At 67.0% G+C, this 16,041-nt stretch carries 17 protein-coding genes; 2 read left to right on the forward strand and 15 right to left on the reverse strand.

Features of this window, described 5'->3' with window-relative positions:
- The 6 genes from AC07U1_RS09080 to AC07U1_RS09105 form a co-directional block, all read right to left on the reverse strand.
- Positions 1–333, reverse strand: coding sequence for a PilZ domain-containing protein (locus AC07U1_RS09080; RefSeq protein ID WP_495176752.1), 333 nt, complete (start codon positions 331–333; stop codon positions 1–3).
- A gap of 126 nt (positions 334–459) precedes the next feature.
- Positions 460–861: an alternative ribosome rescue aminoacyl-tRNA hydrolase ArfB gene (gene arfB, locus AC07U1_RS09085; RefSeq protein WP_495176751.1), complete on the reverse strand. Its 402-nt coding sequence runs from the start codon at positions 859–861 to the stop codon at positions 460–462.
- Positions 854–1,549: an RluA family pseudouridine synthase gene (locus AC07U1_RS09090; protein ID WP_495176750.1), complete on the reverse strand. Its 696-nt coding sequence runs from the start codon at positions 1,547–1,549 to the stop codon at positions 854–856. The genes arfB and AC07U1_RS09090 overlap by 8 nt, the downstream gene beginning before the upstream one ends.
- Before the next feature lie 25 nt (positions 1,550–1,574).
- Positions 1,575–2,375, reverse strand: coding sequence for a DODA-type extradiol aromatic ring-opening family dioxygenase (locus tag AC07U1_RS09095; RefSeq protein WP_495176749.1), 801 nt, complete (start codon positions 2,373–2,375; stop codon positions 1,575–1,577).
- 4 nt (positions 2,376–2,379) lie between these two features.
- On the reverse strand, positions 2,380–2,976 hold the full coding sequence (locus AC07U1_RS09100) for an FMN-dependent NADH-azoreductase (protein WP_056345915.1): 597 nt from the start codon (positions 2,974–2,976) through the stop codon (positions 2,380–2,382).
- Positions 2,977–3,108: 132 nt separating this feature from the next.
- Positions 3,109–3,804 (reverse strand): pirin family protein, encoded by a 696-nt coding sequence (locus AC07U1_RS09105; protein ID WP_187140558.1) that lies wholly within the window; start codon positions 3,802–3,804, stop codon positions 3,109–3,111.
- Between the two features lie 254 nt (positions 3,805–4,058).
- On the opposite strand from AC07U1_RS09105, the gene AC07U1_RS09110 reads away from it, so the two are divergent.
- Positions 4,059–5,018 carry a LysR family transcriptional regulator gene (locus tag AC07U1_RS09110; RefSeq protein ID WP_056345918.1) on the forward strand — a complete coding sequence of 320 codons (960 nt, stop codon included), beginning with the start codon at positions 4,059–4,061 and terminating at the stop codon, positions 5,016–5,018.
- A gap of 175 nt (positions 5,019–5,193) precedes the next feature.
- Positions 5,194–5,901: a response regulator transcription factor CtrA gene (gene ctrA / locus AC07U1_RS09115; protein WP_056345920.1), complete on the forward strand. Its 708-nt coding sequence runs from the start codon at positions 5,194–5,196 to the stop codon at positions 5,899–5,901.
- Positions 5,902–6,149: 248 nt separating this feature from the next.
- On the opposite strand, the gene AC07U1_RS09120 is transcribed toward ctrA, so the two are convergent.
- From AC07U1_RS09120 to AC07U1_RS09160, 9 genes are all read right to left on the reverse strand, one after another.
- Positions 6,150–6,596: a PilZ domain-containing protein gene (locus tag AC07U1_RS09120; protein WP_056345921.1), complete on the reverse strand. Its 447-nt coding sequence runs from the start codon at positions 6,594–6,596 to the stop codon at positions 6,150–6,152.
- A gap of 110 nt (positions 6,597–6,706) precedes the next feature.
- Positions 6,707–8,029: a M20/M25/M40 family metallo-hydrolase gene (locus AC07U1_RS09125; RefSeq protein WP_495176748.1), complete on the reverse strand. Its 1,323-nt coding sequence runs from the start codon at positions 8,027–8,029 to the stop codon at positions 6,707–6,709.
- A gap of 67 nt (positions 8,030–8,096) precedes the next feature.
- On the reverse strand, positions 8,097–8,651 hold the full coding sequence (locus tag AC07U1_RS09130) for a hypothetical protein (protein ID WP_495176747.1): 555 nt from the start codon (positions 8,649–8,651) through the stop codon (positions 8,097–8,099).
- Between the two features lie 194 nt (positions 8,652–8,845).
- Positions 8,846–9,376: a hypothetical protein gene (locus AC07U1_RS09135; RefSeq protein WP_492737058.1), complete on the reverse strand. Its 531-nt coding sequence runs from the start codon at positions 9,374–9,376 to the stop codon at positions 8,846–8,848.
- A gap of 179 nt (positions 9,377–9,555) precedes the next feature.
- Positions 9,556–10,425, reverse strand: a complete 870-nt coding sequence (locus AC07U1_RS09140; RefSeq protein WP_187140562.1) for a glycine zipper 2TM domain-containing protein — start codon at positions 10,423–10,425, stop codon at positions 9,556–9,558.
- 131 nt (positions 10,426–10,556) lie between these two features.
- Positions 10,557–11,045: a GAF domain-containing protein gene (locus tag AC07U1_RS09145; protein ID WP_495176746.1), complete on the reverse strand. Its 489-nt coding sequence runs from the start codon at positions 11,043–11,045 to the stop codon at positions 10,557–10,559.
- Position 11,046: 1 nt separating this feature from the next.
- Complete coding sequence (locus AC07U1_RS09150; RefSeq protein ID WP_495176745.1) at positions 11,047–12,162, reverse strand: exonuclease/endonuclease/phosphatase family protein; 1,116 nt, start codon at positions 12,160–12,162, stop codon at positions 11,047–11,049.
- A complete protein-coding gene (locus tag AC07U1_RS09155; protein WP_495176744.1) occupies positions 12,138–14,300 on the reverse strand; it encodes a prolyl oligopeptidase family serine peptidase in 2,163 nt (720 codons plus the stop codon). Before AC07U1_RS09155 ends, AC07U1_RS09150 begins: the two co-directional genes overlap by 25 nt.
- Positions 14,301–14,375: 75 nt before the next feature.
- Complete coding sequence (locus AC07U1_RS09160; protein WP_495176743.1) at positions 14,376–16,040, reverse strand: saccharopine dehydrogenase family protein; 1,665 nt, start codon at positions 16,038–16,040, stop codon at positions 14,376–14,378.
- Position 16,041 lies beyond the last annotated feature (1 nt).

Raw genomic sequence — 16,041 nt, forward strand, 5'->3', positions numbered from 1 at the left:
TCAGCGCAGCGGCGTGCGCAGCTTGGTCTGCATGTGCGCGGCGACCGACGGGTGCAGCGGGTTGACGAACTCGCAGCCATATTCATTGCCGTCGACGCGGCGGACGATGCATTCGAGCTGCTGCAGCCCGGGCAGGCTGACCCAGATATGCTTGCCGATCGCCGGGCGCGCGAAGGTGTTCATGCGAAAGCCGGTCGACGACAGGTCGAACAGCTCGGCGTCATAGGGGTTGAAGCCCGCCTCGCGAAACCGCGCGTTCGCCTTGACCTGCGCGCGCTCGGCGCCGCGGGTTTGGGCGCCCGGCTTGGTGGAGAATGTACCAGAGTGTTTCACGGTCGGCTGCGTTCCCGTTGAAGTGGAGCGGCGAATCTAGGGGACGATGCTTTCGCAGCGGTAAACAGAGAGCGTAAATATCTGCGAAATGCGGCTTTACTGTCTCGCGGCGGGACGGTTTGCGCCTTAGTCCGACGGGCGGACGCGTCCGCGCCCCGCCTTGATCGTGCTGCGCGCCTTCTTGCTGTCGACGCGGCGCGCCTTCGCCGCCTTGCTCGGCTTGGTTTTCACCCGCCGTTCGGGGCGGACGCGTGCGGCGTTGACCAGCGCGGTCAGCCGTTCGCGCGCGTCAGCGCGGTTCGCTTCCTGGGTGCGATAGCGGCGCGCGAGGATGACGAGTTCGCCATCGGTCGTCATCCGGCTGCCGGCGAGGGTCTTCAGCCGTTTATAGGCTTCGGGGTCGAGCCCGAGCGCATAGACGTTGACGCGCAACTGGCACGCGGTCGCGACCTTGTTGACATTCTGCCCGCCCGGCCCGGTTCCGGCGAGGAATTTCTCGCTGATCGCCGATTCCGGAATCTCAGCCACGCGTCGGCTCCGCACCCTCCGGCGCGGCGAAACCCAGCGCGGTGAAGCGGTCGGGGAAGGGGGCTTCGGCGACGATCGACGGCTTGTCGCCGCGCGCCACCACCAGCCGCTCGGCGTGGAGCATCGTGCGATCACGCGGACCGCCGCTACCATAGACGGGGTCGCCGACGAGCGGAAAGCCGAGCCCTTCGAGCGCGTGGACGCGCAGCTGGTGGGTGCGCCCGGTTTCGGGGCGGAAGCGCAGCAGGCTGCGACCGCCGACCTCGGCGAGTTTTTCCCAATGCGAGATCGACGGCTTGCCGCGCTTGCTGCCGTCGGCGTCGCCGACCATGCGCCAGCCATCCTCGGCGGTCGAAACCTTGGCGAGCGGCAGGTCGATCGTGCCGCTTGTCCCCGCGACCAGACCGTCGACGATCGCGAGATAGGCCTTTTCGACCGCGCGCGCCTCGAACGCCTGGGTAAAGCGGCCATGCGCCTTGGGATTGCGCGCGAGCAGCAGGCATCCCGAGGTGTCGCGGTCGAGCCGGTGGACCGCGAGCGGCCAGCGCTTGAACCCGAACTTCAGCGTGTCGAGATGATTGATCAGACTGATGCCGCCATCGCGCGGCGCATCGACGGGCAGGCCCGCCGGCTTGTCGACGACGATCGCCTCGCCGTCGAGGAACAGGATATGGTCGGTGAGTAACATCGGCGGCCTATAGGCCGCGCGCCGGTCAGCCGAAAGAATAAACGTCCATGCCGAGCAGACCATAGGTCATGCTGGCGTGCAGCCGCTCGGCCGCGAAGGGTGCGCCGCCCGCGCCCATCGCGACGAACAAGGGCAGGATATGGTCCATGGTGGGATGATTGTCGTGGCCGTGCGGCGCCCGCTCGACCGCGTGCAGCACATCGTCGACCGCGCCCGCCGCCATGCGTTCGGCAACCCAGTCGGTGAAACCGGTCACCCACGCCGGGGCGGGGGCGTCGATGGTGGGGCGTGCCGAGAAGAGCGCGCGGAGGTTGTGGGTGATGCTGCCCGACCCGATGATCAGCACGCCTTCGTCGCGCAGCGGGGTCAGCGCCTGGCCGAGCGCATAATGCCGTTCGGGCGAGGCGTTCGACGCGATCGAGAGCTGGACGACGGGGATATCGGCACCGGGATAGGTCAGCGACAAGGGCACCCAGGCGCCATGGTCGAGCCCGCGTTCGGGATCGGCGGTGACCGTCAGGCGGTGGTCGCCGAGCAGAGCGACGATGCGCGCCGCGAGCGCCGGGTCGCCCGGCGCCGGATAGCGCATCGCAAAGAGTTCGTCGGGAAAGCCGCCGAAGTCGTGGATCGTCGGCGGGTTCGCCGACGAGGTCACCGTCGCGCGGCCCCCTTGGTACGCCGCGTCGTGGTGCGCCGACACCATCAGGATTGTACGCGGGCGCGGCAATTGGGTGCCCAGCCCGGCGAGGAAGGTCCGCGCCGGGCTGGGCTCGAGCGCCATCATCGGCGAGCCGTGCGAAACGAAAAGGCTCGGGAGACGGCGCATCGATTCAGGCCGCCTGCTTGAGGTCGGCGATCGACGCGGTCGCGCGGGCGATCGCTTCGCCGTCCACCATCTGCTGGTCGGCGGCGATGATCTGCACGTCGGTGATGCCGACGAAGCCGAGCAGCTGGAGCATGTAGCGGCTCGCGAAATCATAATCGCTGCCGACCGGCACGCCGCCCGAGGCGACGACGAGATAGGCCTTCTTGCCCTTGAGCAGGCCTTCGGGGCCGGTCTCGGTGTAGCGGAAGGTGCGACGGGCGCGGGCGATCAGGTCGACCCACGCCTTGAGCGCGGCGGGGATGCCGAAATTATAGACCGGCACGCCGATGACGATCGTGTCGGCGGCTTCGAGTTCGGCGATCAGCTCGTCCGAAAGCGCGAGGGCCGCGCGTTGGTCGTCGTTGCGCTCGGCATCGTCGGTGAAATTGGCGCCGACCCAGTTTTCGGTCAGCAGCGCCGGCGGGGTGAGCGCGAGGTCGCGCTGGGTGACCGCGGCGCCATAGCCCTGTTCGACAAGGCGGGCGACGAGCTGGTCGGTGAGTTGGCGGGTGGTCGAACCGCTGTTGCGGGCCGAGGCATCGATGCGAAGAATATGGGACATGATTTTACTCCTTGGACTGGAACATTGGGAAGAAGGGGGTGCCGCGAGTTCATTTGCCGGGGGGAGGGGAACTCGCGGCACAGGGGTGGGCCGCCGCCAGGGGAGGGGGAGAGGCGGCGGCCCGGGGCTTCGTTACAGGCTGTCGACCAGCACCAGTTCGGCGTCGTCGATCGCCTCGACCTCGATCGTGCCGACATCGCGCAGCGCGATGCCGTCGCGGGGATCGGCGTCCTCGCCATTGACGCGGATGCGACCCTTGGCGGCGACGAGATAGGCGTGGCGCCCGGCTTCGAGGTCGTAGGAGACCGTCTCGCCGGCGTTCACCGTTGCCGCCGCCACCCGGGCGTCGGCGCGGATCGGCAAAGCGTCATCGCCTTCGATGCCGCTGGCGAGCGTCACGAACTGGCCGGACCGATCGGCCTGCGGGAACTGGCGCGCGCCCCAGCCGGGGTTGCCACCGGCGCGGTCGGGCATGATCCAGATCTGAAACAGCGTGGTCTGCTCGTCCTCGAGGTTGAACTCGCTGTGCGTCACGCCGGTGCCGGCGCTCATCACCTGGACATCGCCCGCCGCGGTGCGGCCGGTGTTGCCCATCGAGTCGCGGTGGGTGATCGCGCCGCTGCGGACATAGGTGATGATTTCCATGTCGCGGTGCGGGTGCGGGGGGAACCCTGCCTGCGCCGCGATGGCATCGTCGTTCCACACGCGCAGCGCGCCCCAGCCCATGCGCTTCGGGTCATGGTAGTTCGCGAAGGAGAAATGGTGGCGGGCGTCGAGCCAGCCATGGTCGGCGTGGCCGAGGCTGTCGAATTTGCGAATGTCGATCATGGCGTCGTCCTTTCTATCGGCCTTCGGCGGGTGCCGCGGTGGCCGTCTTGTTGAAGCCAAGATAGCGATTGGGATCGTTTCTAAAATAGCGTAGATGGAAATCTATCGTTTCCATTTTAGACCTCGTCATTGCGAGGAGTCGGAGGCGACGCGGCAATCCAGAGTGTGCGTAATCCGCCCTGGATTGCTTCGCTTCGCTTGCAATGACGGGGCAACAGGTGGCGACCATGGGCAGGCAATAGAGGACGAAGAGAATGGCGCTTCCCGATTATGAAGGCTGGGCCTGTTTCGCCGCCGTCGCCGATAGCGGCAGCTTTACCGCCGCCGCGACGACGCTCGGCCTGTCGAAGGCGAGCGTGTCGAAGGCGGTGACCCGGCTCGAGGCATCGCTCGGCATTGCCTTGCTCCACCGCAGTTCGCGCACCGTCACCGTCTCGACCGCCGGCGCCGGGCTGCTCGGCGAGGCGCATGCGATGGTCGCGGCGGCGACCACGGCGACCGAGGCGGCGCGCGGCGACCGCAACGACCTGGCCGGTCCGATCCGCCTCGCCGCGCCGATGAGCTTCGGGATCAAGGTGCTCGGCCGCCCGCTCGCGACCTTCCTAGAAATGCACCCCGCGGTCGAGATCGAGGTGATGCTGAGCGATGCGCGCCACGATGTCGTCGCCGAGGGGATCGACCTGGCGCTGCGCATCGCGAGCATGGAGGATTCGAGCCTGCTCGCGCGCACCATCGCGCCGGTCGCGGGATCGGTGATCGCGAGCCCGGCCTATCTGGAAAAACAGGGCACCCCGCGCCACCCGCTCGACCTCGGCCGCCACAGGCTGATCGGATACGGCCACCGCGAACGCGCGATGCCGCTGCGGTTCCACCGCGACGGCGAAGAGGCGACGGTGATCCCGACCGGGCCGCTGTTTACCAACAATGGCGACATCATGATCCCGCTGTTGATCGCCGGTGGCGGCATCGCGGTGCTTCCCGATTTCATCGCCGAGGAGGCGCTGGTGAAGGGCGACGTCGTCCGCATCCTCACCGACTGGTCGCTGCCGCAATCCTATCTTCACCTTCTTTCGCCACCATCGCGGCTGCGCCCGGCGCGGGTCAAGGCGTTGTCGGACCATCTGGTCGACACGCTCAAGCGCTCCTGCACCGGTGCGCATGCGCAGCATCTGATGCTCGCTTCGGGGCGTTCGGGACCCGAAACTGTGGCATGAATGCCTCGCGACTCGTGGATTCCTGCGGGTTAAATCAAAATTAACCTTTTCCCTTCATTGCTTTCATGGTTAATGTTCCGGCAGTCCCGCAACAGGGGTTCGGTCGGTGACATCACGCAGGTGATCAAGCGGACGGGTCGCGGGGTCATCGTGGGAAACAGTCAAGGGGTGCCCAATGCGCGTATTGCTGATCGAGGACGAGCCGACGACCGCCAAGGCGATCGACACGATGCTCACGACCGAAGGCTTCAACGTCTATTCCACCGATCTGGGGGAAGAGGGCCTGGATCTGGGCAAGCTCTATGATTACGACATCATCCTGCTCGACCTGAACCTGCCCGACATGCACGGCTATGACGTGCTGAAAAAGCTCCGCACCGCCAAGGTGCAGACGCCGGTGCTGATCCTGTCGGGCATTTCCGAAATGGATTCGAAGGTACGCTCGTTCGGCTTCGGTGCCGACGATTATGTCACCAAGCCGTTCCACCGCGACGAACTGGTCGCCCGCATCCATGCGGTCGTCCGCCGTTCGAAGGGCCACAGCCAGAGCGTCATCAAGACCGGCAAGCTGGCGGTCAATCTCGACACCAAGACGGTCGAAGTCGACAGCACCCGCGTCCATCTGACCGGCAAGGAATATCAGATGCTCGAGCTGCTCAGCTTGCGCAAGGGCACGACGCTGACCAAGGAAATGTTCCTGAACCATCTTTATGGCGGCATGGACGAACCCGAACTCAAGATCATCGACGTCTTCATCTGCAAGCTGCGCAAGAAACTCGCGCTCGCGTGCGGCGGCGAAAACTACATCGAGACCGTCTGGGGCCGCGGCTATGTGCTGCGCGACATCGACGAAGAAGGCAATGAAGTGCGCCGCGTCGCCTGACGCGCAGCGCACTTTTTTATCGCAGGTTTACACGGGGGACCCGGCGCGGAGCGATCCGCGCCGGTTTTCCGTTTTGCCGTCTGCAGGTCGGCTTTGGGGTGGAAAGCGGACGCCTCCATCATCGTCATCCCGGGCTTGACCCGGGACCCGCCTTCCTTCTTTCGCTGCCGGTTCAAAGACAAGGCAGGCCCCGGGTCAAGCCCGGGGTGACGAGAAATGGAACGTCGCGTTTCGCTCGAAAACGGGCGTTACCGCCGCGCGCGCCAGTCGCTCATGTACGGATTGCCGGGCGAAGCCGCGCCGAGCGACAGGCCGGGGCGCTTCGCAACGTCCTTTGGCGGCGGGATGATGCGGAATTCGACGCTGCGGTCGGCCGAGGGGACGCCGCCGCCATGTGCCGCACGCAGCTGGTCGAGGCGGATTTCCTCGTCGGTTTCGATCCCGAAACGCTGATCGACGACCCAGCGCACCGTCCCCATCATCGCCCTGTGGCCCGGCAAATGGACGGTGAGCCGTTCGCCGCGCGCCAGGCAATGCGGCGCCTGGCCGCCGATGCCGGTCTGCGACACATTGCGCACGGTCACGTCGAAGCGGCCGAACCGGTCGGATTCGAGCGCGGCCTTCACCAGCCGCGACTGGCGCGGCTGCCGTTTTTCGGCGCTTTCGGAAGCAGATTGTTCCTCGTCGTGCGACATGGGCGACCCAAATCATGCCGCCGGATCCCACTCCGGGCAGCGATTTTGGTCCCATCGCTGCCTATAGCACCGGATGGTAAATAATCGGCTAGCGCGGGCGTCGGCTCACCCTATTTTTGCGGTGGCAGACCGCCAAACGTGACGATGCTTTCGGCACCGCCCGACGACACCGCCGACACGCCGAAAAAATGGTCGTCGATCTGCACGCCTTTGAGCAGGATTTCGCCGCCGGCGTCGGCCTGAACCAGTTTCGAATCGGTCCAGCCGCTCTTGTCGGCGCGGCGCCAGTGGATGCGATAGGCGGCCGCATCCTTGACCGGCGTCCAGGCGACTTTCGTGTCCGAACTCACCGCGCCGTCGATGCTGACGCTGGCCGGAGCGGGCGGCGCGTCGGCGAGGGTGCGCGCCAGCGCGACGTTGAGCGCGGTGACGCGGGCGAGATAGGGGAAGTCCATCTCGTCGACCGTGTCGCCATATTTGCGGCCGTTCTCGGTGCGCAGATCCTGGTGCTGGTGGTCGTAATCCTCGACCCCGACGGTGAAGCGGATCGCCGGATAGCCGAGTTCGAGCGACGGCAGATGGTCGCCGCCGCGGCGGAAACGGTCGGGGCGGCGCACCGCGAGCACCTCCAGCCCGATCGCCGGATTCGCTTCGCCCGCCCGGATTGCCGCCTTGGCGAGCGCGCGCGACGGACCGTCGTCCTCGCCACCGATGCCGCGCCGTGCAAGCTGTGCCGCCAGATCCTCCGACGCGCGGATGCCCTCGCTGAACACGCGCACCCGGCCGTCGACGATCGTGCCGTCGAGCCCGTGGGTGCCGCCGACGATGTCGTTGTTAAGCATCGCCGCGACCTGCCACTTCTCGGTCTGCGCGTGCCGCGCGAGCAGCTTGCCGCCCCACAGCCCCTGCTCCTCGCCCGACAGCAGCGCATAGACGATCGTCGCGCGGTGCTTGTCCTTCGACAGCAGCCGCGCCGCCTCGATCACCAGTGCGGTGCCCGACGCGTCGTCGTTGGCGCCGGGGGCGTCGGCGGTGAAGTTCATCGGGTCGGTGACGCGGCTGTCGATATGGCCCGCGATCATGATGACATGCGCCGGATCGCCGCTGCCTTTCTGGATCGCGAGGACGTTTTCGACGATCACCCCGTCGGGTGCGCGCGGGCCTTCGAAGCGGTCGCTGATTCGCGACACCGTCAGGCAGCCGCCGCAGGCCTTGGAAATGCGCTCGAACTCGGCGGCGCCCCAATTGCGCGCGGCGCCGATGCCGCGCTTCGGATCGGTCGCCGATGACAATGTGTGGCGGGTGCCGAAGGCGACGAGCTTCTCGACATCGGCTTTCAGCCGCGCGGGGTCGGCGGCGGGGGTGTCGTCCTTCGCCAGGGCGGGGGTGGCTGCGGTCAGCAGCAGCGCGGTGAACAGGCTGTGTTTGATCATGCCGCTTCATGCGGCTTGGCGCGGACAAAGAAAAGCCCCTCCCCCGGAAGGGAGGGGCTCAAGGAGCTTAGCGCAGGCCCGAAAATTTGATGTCCTGCACGCGGCCATAGCGGATGTCGCAGCTGAACTTGCCCTGGTCGTAATAGCCGCCGCGGCCCCAGCGACCGCCGTAGCCGTCGCGGACGACGACGCGGCCCTTGACCTTGTAGCCGTCGCGCTTGCGGTCGATGCTGGTCACCTGGGTGACGTCGGTGTTGCCATAGCGGCGGCTGCCGCGCTCGACCGCGTTGACGCACTGGTTCACCGCGCTGCGGCTGTTGCCATAGCGGCCATAGTCATAGCCATATCCGTACCGCGCATCATTGTCGTAGCGCCCACCGCCGCGGTTGTCGTAGCGCCCATCGTAACGGTCGCCGCGGTCGTAACGGTCGTTGCCGCCGCTCGACAGGATCGCGGCGAGGCCGCCGAGGACGACGGCGCCGGCGATCACTTCGCCCGCGCTGATCCCGTCGCCATCGCGATCGCGATCGCGGTCGCGGGCCATCGCGGGGGTGCTGCCGAGCAACATTGCGCCGGCGGTGGCCGCACCAACTGCGGCCTTGGTCAATTTGGTCATAGCCATGGTTCGGTCTCCTTCAACGCAGGGGGCAGAGTTCGCCGCCTGTTGATGCCGGTATAGAAGGAGGGGGGTGTCGCGGGTCTGAACCCGCCGCTTATCTGGGGTTCAGACTTGGTTTAGCGGGGGTTCAGCTTCAAAAGCAAAGGGCCGCGCCACCCTTGGGTGACGCGGCCCTTTGCGAATGCGGTGGGTGGTGATCAGCCGCCGAAGTTGACGTCGACCACCCGGCCGTTGCTGTAGCTGCACCCGAAGCTGCGGACCTCGCCGTTGGCGTGCGAGGCGGTGCCGGTGACATACCAGCCGCCATTGTTCGGCTCGGTGCCGTCGACGCGGTCGACGCGGGCATCGTCGCCCATTTCGGCCTCGACCGCCCAGCTGCACGCGTCGGCGGCGCGCGCCTCGGCCTCGCCGCGGCCATAGGCGCCGGTGGATGCGTCGCTGTCGGCGTCGGGTTGGTAGCGCGGCACTTCGCGATACTGATCGTTCGGATAGGGCGGGTCGTAGCGTGGCTCGCGGCGCTGGTCCTTGTCCTTGGTCGCGGCGCTGGCGATCGCGGCGATCGCGCCGATGACGAACAGGCCACCGAGCACTTCGCCGGTGCTGATGTTGTCGCGGTCGCGATGGCCCCAGCCGCCATGGCGCCCGCGCGCCTCGGCGGGAACGGCGCTCAGCCCGACCGAGGTGATGACGACCGCGGCGGCGGCGGCGATATTGGCAATCTTACGCATCGAGGATTCCTTCCCCACGCGCGGACATCGCCCATCGCGGTCCGCCATCGTCGCGCAATAGGACCAGGATGCTTTCGCGCCGCTGAACCGGTATTCGGGCACGACGAAACGTTGCCGGACGGCAAAAGGCCCGCCGTCCCTGTCGGGAGGCGGGCCCTCTGCTCTTGCCGATCCGTGGTTCAGCAGGCGCAGCGCGGCTTGGGCCGGGGCTTCCACTTCTTCTTGGCGACATAGCGCTTCCGCACCGGGACATTTTCATAATAGGAGCGGGTGGTCGTCTCGACCCGCTCGGTCACCACCGGCGCGCCGGTGGTGATGATCGTCGTCACGACGACCCCCGGGGTGTAATAGCCATAGGGCGCGCCATAGCCCTGATAGCCGTAGCCGCCCTGCTGATAGACGGTCGTGCCGCCTTGGCCGTAATAGCCCTGCGGCGGATAGCCCCCGCCCTGCTGATAGGAGCTGCGGCGGCTGTGCCACTCGTCGCAGCGCTTGCGGTCGGCGTCGCTGCCGATCGCGCCGCCGGCGACGGCGCCGAGCGCGCCACCGATCAGCGTGCCTTCGGTCCGGTTGCCGCGCCCCGCGATGCGATTGCCGGCGATGCCCCCCACGACGCCGCCGACAACCGCACCGCCGACCGTGCCCCCCCGGCCACAGCGGCGATTCATTTCCTCGTCATAGCGCGCGTCGTACCCGTCATAGCCGCCACGATTGTCATAGTAGGGATCGTACGCGGGCGGCGGCGCATAGCTGGTGCCCGCACCCTCGACCGTACCTTCGTAGCGGCCGTCGTAACGGCGGCCGTCGGGCGCTTCATAGGTGCCGTTCCAGGTGCCCGTCCAGCGCCCCTCGGCGTCGTAGGTGCCGTTGACCTGGCGGTAATCGACTTCGCTCGGCACGCGGTCGGGATAACCGGTGTAGACGCGCGCGTCGGGCGCCGACGGCGCGCCATAGTCGAGCCGCGGCGCGGGATCATGGCCAAAGGCGTGCGCCTGGCCCGCCAGCAGCAGCGATCCGGCGGCGAGCCCGAGAAGAATTGCGGTGCGCATGGTCTAACTCCCTGTTCCGACAGCGGTCGCCGGGGGCGGCAACAGCGATTGGTTAACAGCTTGTTAGCAAAATCGCGGCTTTTCCGCGAATCCGTTTACCTTGACGATTTCGTCCCGATTTGGGTCAGATTTCAAGGGGCGAGCGCCGCCGCAATGCGCGCGACCAGCGACTCGGCACCGGCCTGATCGTCGGCGGTGAAGCGATTGGGGATGGGGCTGTCGAGGTCGAGCACCCCGATCAACCGGTCGCCGGCGACGATCGGCACCACCAGCTCACTGCGGCTGTCGGCGTCGCACGCGATGTGACCGGGGAAGGCGTGGACATCCTCGACCCGCTGGGTCGCGCGCAGTCGCGCCGCAGCGCCGCACACGCCCTTGTCGAGCGGGATGCGGATGCACGCCGCCTTGCCCTGGAATGGGCCGAGTACGAGTTCCTTGCCGTCGAAGCGGTAGAAGCCCGCCCAGTTCAAATCGGGGATCGCCTGCCAGATCAGAGCCGCGACATTGGCCATATTGGCGATGCCGTCGGGTTCGCCCTCTATCAGCGCTTCGGCGGCGGCGGCGGTTTCGGCCCATTGGGCGTCGGCGGTAGTGGCGGTCGGGGCGAAGGCGAAGGACATGTCATTTCCCTTTGAAGCAGGGGGGAGGGTCGAACGGCTGAGCGTCGCTGCGCCAGCTGATGCGAAAGACGATATATTGGGCGTCATGGTCCGAAAGACGAGGGCCATGTTTGCCATCGAACAGGGTCGCGACCGAAAGCGGTTCGACGCGTAGCCGGTCGTTGCTGCGATAACCGATCAGGTCATAGGCCTGTTTCCATGCCGCGTGGTCGGTCATCGGCGCCGGGCGCGCGGCAAAGCCCGCGCCCTTCCCGACCAGCCGGAAGGCCGGATCGGCGGCGAAGCGTCCGCTGCGGTCGCCGGCGCGATAGTTGTTGAAATCGCCAGCGGCGATCATCGCCGCATCGGACGCCGCGAACCCGGTCAGGAAAGCGTCGTTTTCCTTCGTCTGCAACATATGCGCGGTCTCGGCGCGCGCGATCCCGACCTTGGCGGGTTCGCGCGAATTGCGATGGGTGTTGAAGATCGCGAGCGGCTCGGGCGCGCCGGGCAGGGGGAGCGCGAGGAACTGGGCGCCCTTGTTCGACAGGCAATCATATCCGGCGCAACTGTCGCGTCCGAAGGCAGTGCTGACGACGCCCATGGCGGGAAGGTCGGTCGCGACATAGAGTCCTCCGTCGAGCCATTTGCCGACATGTTCGCCCTTCCACCAGCGCGCGGCGTCGGCATAGCCCGCGGGCGGCGGCGCCGAGGCGAGTTCGCGCCGCTGATCGCGCGCCGGACCGGGAAGGATCGTGCGGAACCCGGCCGCGACGGCGATGCGCGAGGCTGTGGGCGTGAAAGCCTTGTGCAGGATCAATATGTCGGGGCCGAGGCCCGCGGCGCGGTGTTTCGCGATCCAGTCGGCAACGCGCGCCAGTTTTGCTTCGCGTCCGCTACGGATCGGCCAGGGCAAGCCCTCGACGTTCCACTGCAGCACGCGCAGCCGCATCGCGCTTCGCCCGTCGGCCAGGCGTTCGACACGCGGCAGGCCGGCGAGGTCGCCGCACGCCGCGTGGCGTTCGACGCGCGCCGCCCTGCCGTCGGGAAGCACGGCCCAGACCGCCGCCACCAGCCCGAGGAGGATGGTGGCGGCGACCCAGGGCCAGCGCCTTACTGGACGCTCAGCCCGGTCCATTTGGCCGCAAAGGCATATTTGTCGGCGGCTTCGGCGATGATCTTGTCGGTCGGCTTGCCCGATCCGTGGCCGGCGCGCGTTTCGATGCGGATCAGGTGCGGCTTGTCGCCGGCATGGGCGTGCTGGAGCGCGGCGGTATATTTGAAGCTGTGCCCCGGAACCACGCGGTCGTCGGTGTCGGCGGTGGTCACCAGCACCGCCGGATAGGCGGTGCCGTCCTTGATATTATGATAGGGCGAGTAACCGAGCAGGGTCTTGAAATCGGCCTCCTTCGACGGATAGCCATAATCGTCGACCCAATAGCGCCCGGCGGTGAAGCGGTCGAAGCGCAGCATGTCCATCACGCCGACCGCGGGCAGCGCCGCGGCGATCAGGTCGGGGCGCTGGTTGGTCACCGCGCCGACGAGCAGCCCGCCGTTCGATCCGCCCTCGATCGCCAGCTGGCCCTTGCCGGTGATGCCCTGCGCGATCAGATATTCGCCCGCGCCGATGAAATCGTCGAAGACATTCTGCTTCTTGTCGAGGCGGCCGGCGTCGTGCCACGCCTTGCCATATTCGCCGCCGCCGCGCAGGTTCGCGATCGCGAGCACGCCGCCCTTGTCGACCCAGGCGAGGCGGGTGGGCGAGAAGCCCGGGGTCATCGACACATTGAAGCCGCCATAACCGTAGAGCAGGGTCGGCGATCCCTTGCTGCGGTCGAGGCCTTTCTTCATCACCAGGAACATCGGCACCTTGGTGCCGTCCTTCGACGTATAGAAACGCTGTTCGACGCTGAAGTCCTGCGGATTGAAGGTCAGCTTTGGCTCGGCAAAAATCTCGCTCTTTCCGGTCGCGGTGTCGAGCCGATAGATCGTCGTTGGCCGAGCGTAGCTGGAGAAGCTGTAGAAGGTTTCGGGGTCGGCCGACTTGCCGCCAAAGCCCGACGCCGACCCGATGTCGGCGAGGTTGATATTGGCGACCGGCTTGCCGTCGAGCGCGACCATCCGCGCTTCCGACTTGGCATCGCCGAGGTAGGACAGGATGATGCGGTTGCCGACGCGCGAGGCGCCGACCAGCGTGCCCGCCTGTTCGCCGACGAGCTGGGTCAGCGCCGCGGGCTTCCTAATATCCATCGACACCAGCCGCTGACGCGGCGCGCCCTTGTTGGTGAGGAAGGTGAAGCGCGTTCCGGTGTTGGTCACATATTCCCAATTGTTCGCGAAGTCGCTCACCAGCGACACCGGCTTGCCCGCGCCCTTCGGCCCGATCGGATAGAGCGTCAGTCCATAGCGTTCGTCGGTGCCTTCGGAGCCGACGACGATCAGATATTTGCCGTCGTCGCTGACCACGGCGCTGTTGTTGAGCTTGGGCTTGTCGGGGGTCGCGTGGATCAGCACGTCGGCGCTTTGCGGCGTGCCGAGCTTGTGGAAATAGACAGCGTGATTTTCATTGAGCGACTGGAAGGCCTCGCCCTCCTTCGGCTCGGGGAAGCGCGAATAATAAAAGCCGCTGCCGTCCTTCGCCCAGTCGAGCGACGAAAATTTCACCCAGCGCACTTCGTCGGGCAAATCCTTGCCAGTGGCGACGTCCATCACCCGGACGATGCGCCAGTCGGTGCCGCCGTCCTGCACCGAATAGAGCAGATTCTTGCCATCCTCCGACGGGGTCCATTCGGCGAGCGCGGTCGCGCCGTCCTTGGCCCAGCCATTGGGGTCGATCAGGACGCGGCCCTCGCCCTTCAGCCCTTCGCGGACGAACAGCACCGACTGCGGCTGCAGCCCGTCGTTGCGGGTGTAGAAATAGCGCGTGCCCGCCTTGCGCGGCAGGCCGAAGCGTTCGTAATTATAGAGTTCGGTCATCCGCGCCTTGAACGCGTCGCGGCCGGGCAGCGTGTCCAAATAGGCGTCGGTGACCTTGTTCTGATCGGCGACCCACGCCGCGACCTTTGGATTGACGCGGACATCGTCCTCCAGCCAGCGATAGGGGTCGGCGACGTCGACCCCGAACTGCGGATCGACCGTCGTGCCGCGCTCGCTGTCGGGATAGGTCAGCGCGGCAGGGGTGGTCGCGCTCGCGGCGTCGCCGGCGGCCTGTGCGGCGGCGGGGGTCATGAACAGGGCGACCAGCGCCAGCGGCGCGGTGACGGCTTTACGGGACATGGCAAGGCGACCTCTTGGTTTGGGAAATTATCGTGCGTGCCAATGTAAGGATGCAAAAGCGGCGGGCAAGCGGATTCAGGCTGGGAGGACCGGCTCAAGCGTGCCTCGATACGCGACGACCAGCCCGGCCAGGGGCAGGCGGATTTCGACATTGAACTCGAACTTGCCGTCGGTGTCGGTCTCGAAGCTCGGCCCGCCGGGCATCAGGAAACGCGGCATCGGCACGCCGAGCAGCGACCAGCGGCGCGGCACGAGCCGCATCCGGTCGCCGTCGACGACGAGCGCCATCGCAAAGGCGGCAGGGCCGAAGCGTTCGACGAGCAGAAAGGCATTTTTCCCGCTTCCCGCATGTTGCAGCGATGAAAAGCGGCGGCCGCCGAAGTCGCGTGTCCAGCGCTCGCCTTTGGCTTCGGGCGTGAAGCTTACCGTCACCGGCACCGCGTCCGCTGCCTTGGGAAAGCCGATGATCGCGGCGGCGAGCCGCGCGAGCGGACTTTTGCCGCGGCGGACTTCGGCCACGCCGCGCCATCGGCGCGCGGCCTCGCTCGCATGGAGTTCGCGGACGCGAGGCGGCAAGGCGTCGAACGCCGAGCCGAGGATGCGACGATAGAAGGGCGCGTCGGGTTCGTCGGCGCGAAAGCCGGTGTGGATCGAGCGCGGTGCGAACAGCGCTTCGAAATCGGCGAGGTCGAGCGCATCGATCGACGAGCGTGCGCCCGGCTCGGGGCGTATCCCGGCAAGCAGCTTGCGGACGATCGCCTCGATCGCCATCGACGGAATGTAGGGGCCGTCGTCGCCCTCCGCGAGCAGGTGCCAGCTGCGTTCGACCGGCGCGCCGTCCGCTTGCCCGCGGGCGCGGATGAACATGCCGCCGCGATGTTCGCCAAACTTCATCCGGTTGAGGACCCAATAGAAAAGCCGCGACAAGGGTTCGAGCGAGGGCAGGCGCAGCGTCGAACGCGCTTTCGCGAGCAGGTTCAATATGCGGTGCAGGATTTCGGGCACCGGCCCCGCGCCCATCCAGATGTCGGTCAGCGCCGGATAGGCGGGAGGCAGCACCTGCAGGTCGGGCACATCGACGAGCGAGAAATGAATATTGCGCAGCGGCAGGCGGCCGGGGACCGCGACGGTGAAGCGCTGGCTTTCGGCGAGGCCGGTGCCGTGTCCGTCCTTGCCAGCGCGCCGCAGCTTCACCGGTGCGCCGGCGTAACCCACCACCGCGCGCATGACGTTGAGCCCGATCCCGGCGTAAGGCGACGGGGCGATGCCGCCGTCGACGGTCCTGATCTCCATCGTTTTCGCCATCTCGCGCAGCACCGCGGCGGTCAGCGCGGGAAAGCTGCTGACCCCCGACAGGACGAACACCCCTGCGGCCTTGGCTGCCGCGTCGAAGCGGCTCACTCCGAAAACGAAATCGGCGCCGTCGGCGAAATCGAGATAGTCGACCCCGGCGGCGATGCAGGCTTCGATCACGCGATAGCCGTCGGCGCCATAATCCTGGAACGGCCCCGAGGCGTCGACGACGAGATCGGGCTGCTGCACGGTGAGGGCGTCCGCAATGTCGCGGCGGTCGAGCTGGAGCGGGATGACGCGCGCCTGCCCACGATAGGCCGCACAAAAACCCTCGGCGCGCTGGCGGTCGCGGCCCGCGACAAGCAATTCCAGATCGGCGCAATCGGCGAGCAGTTCGGCGAGACGCCCGCCGAAGACGCCATAGCCGCCGAGGATCAGGATTTTCATG

This window comes from Sphingopyxis sp. GW821-FHT02C12, from assembly GCF_059421785.1.

Excerpts from the sequence above, each read along its gene's own strand:
- AC07U1_RS09150 (WP_495176745.1), bottom strand. The coding sequence starts at position 12,162 with ATGGACCGGGCTGAGCGTCCAGTAAGGCGCTGGCCCTGGGTCGCCGCC.
- AC07U1_RS09120 (WP_056345921.1), bottom strand. The coding sequence starts at position 6,596 with ATGTCGCACGACGAGGAACAATCTGCTTCCGAAAGCGCCGAAAAACGG.
- AC07U1_RS09145 (WP_495176746.1), bottom strand. The coding sequence starts at position 11,045 with ATGTCCTTCGCCTTCGCCCCGACCGCCACTACCGCCGACGCCCAATGG.
- AC07U1_RS09155 (WP_495176744.1), bottom strand. The coding sequence starts at position 14,300 with ATGTCCCGTAAAGCCGTCACCGCGCCGCTGGCGCTGGTCGCCCTGTTC.
- AC07U1_RS09160 (WP_495176743.1), bottom strand. The coding sequence starts at position 16,040 with ATGAAAATCCTGATCCTCGGCGGCTATGGCGTCTTCGGCGGGCGTCTC.
- AC07U1_RS09130 (WP_495176747.1), bottom strand. The coding sequence starts at position 8,651 with ATGGCTATGACCAAATTGACCAAGGCCGCAGTTGGTGCGGCCACCGCC.
- AC07U1_RS09095 (WP_495176749.1), bottom strand. The coding sequence starts at position 2,375 with ATGCGCCGTCTCCCGAGCCTTTTCGTTTCGCACGGCTCGCCGATGATG.
- AC07U1_RS09105 (WP_187140558.1), bottom strand. The coding sequence starts at position 3,804 with ATGATCGACATTCGCAAATTCGACAGCCTCGGCCACGCCGACCATGGC.
- AC07U1_RS09125 (WP_495176748.1), bottom strand. The coding sequence starts at position 8,029 with ATGATCAAACACAGCCTGTTCACCGCGCTGCTGCTGACCGCAGCCACC.
- AC07U1_RS09140 (WP_187140562.1), bottom strand. The coding sequence starts at position 10,425 with ATGCGCACCGCAATTCTTCTCGGGCTCGCCGCCGGATCGCTGCTGCTG.
- AC07U1_RS09090 (WP_495176750.1), bottom strand. The coding sequence starts at position 1,549 with ATGTTACTCACCGACCATATCCTGTTCCTCGACGGCGAGGCGATCGTC.
- AC07U1_RS09110 (WP_056345918.1), top strand. The coding sequence starts at position 4,059 with ATGGCGCTTCCCGATTATGAAGGCTGGGCCTGTTTCGCCGCCGTCGCC.
- AC07U1_RS09100 (WP_056345915.1), bottom strand. The coding sequence starts at position 2,976 with ATGTCCCATATTCTTCGCATCGATGCCTCGGCCCGCAACAGCGGTTCG.
- ctrA (WP_056345920.1), top strand. The coding sequence starts at position 5,194 with ATGCGCGTATTGCTGATCGAGGACGAGCCGACGACCGCCAAGGCGATC.
- AC07U1_RS09135 (WP_492737058.1), bottom strand. The coding sequence starts at position 9,376 with ATGCGTAAGATTGCCAATATCGCCGCCGCCGCCGCGGTCGTCATCACC.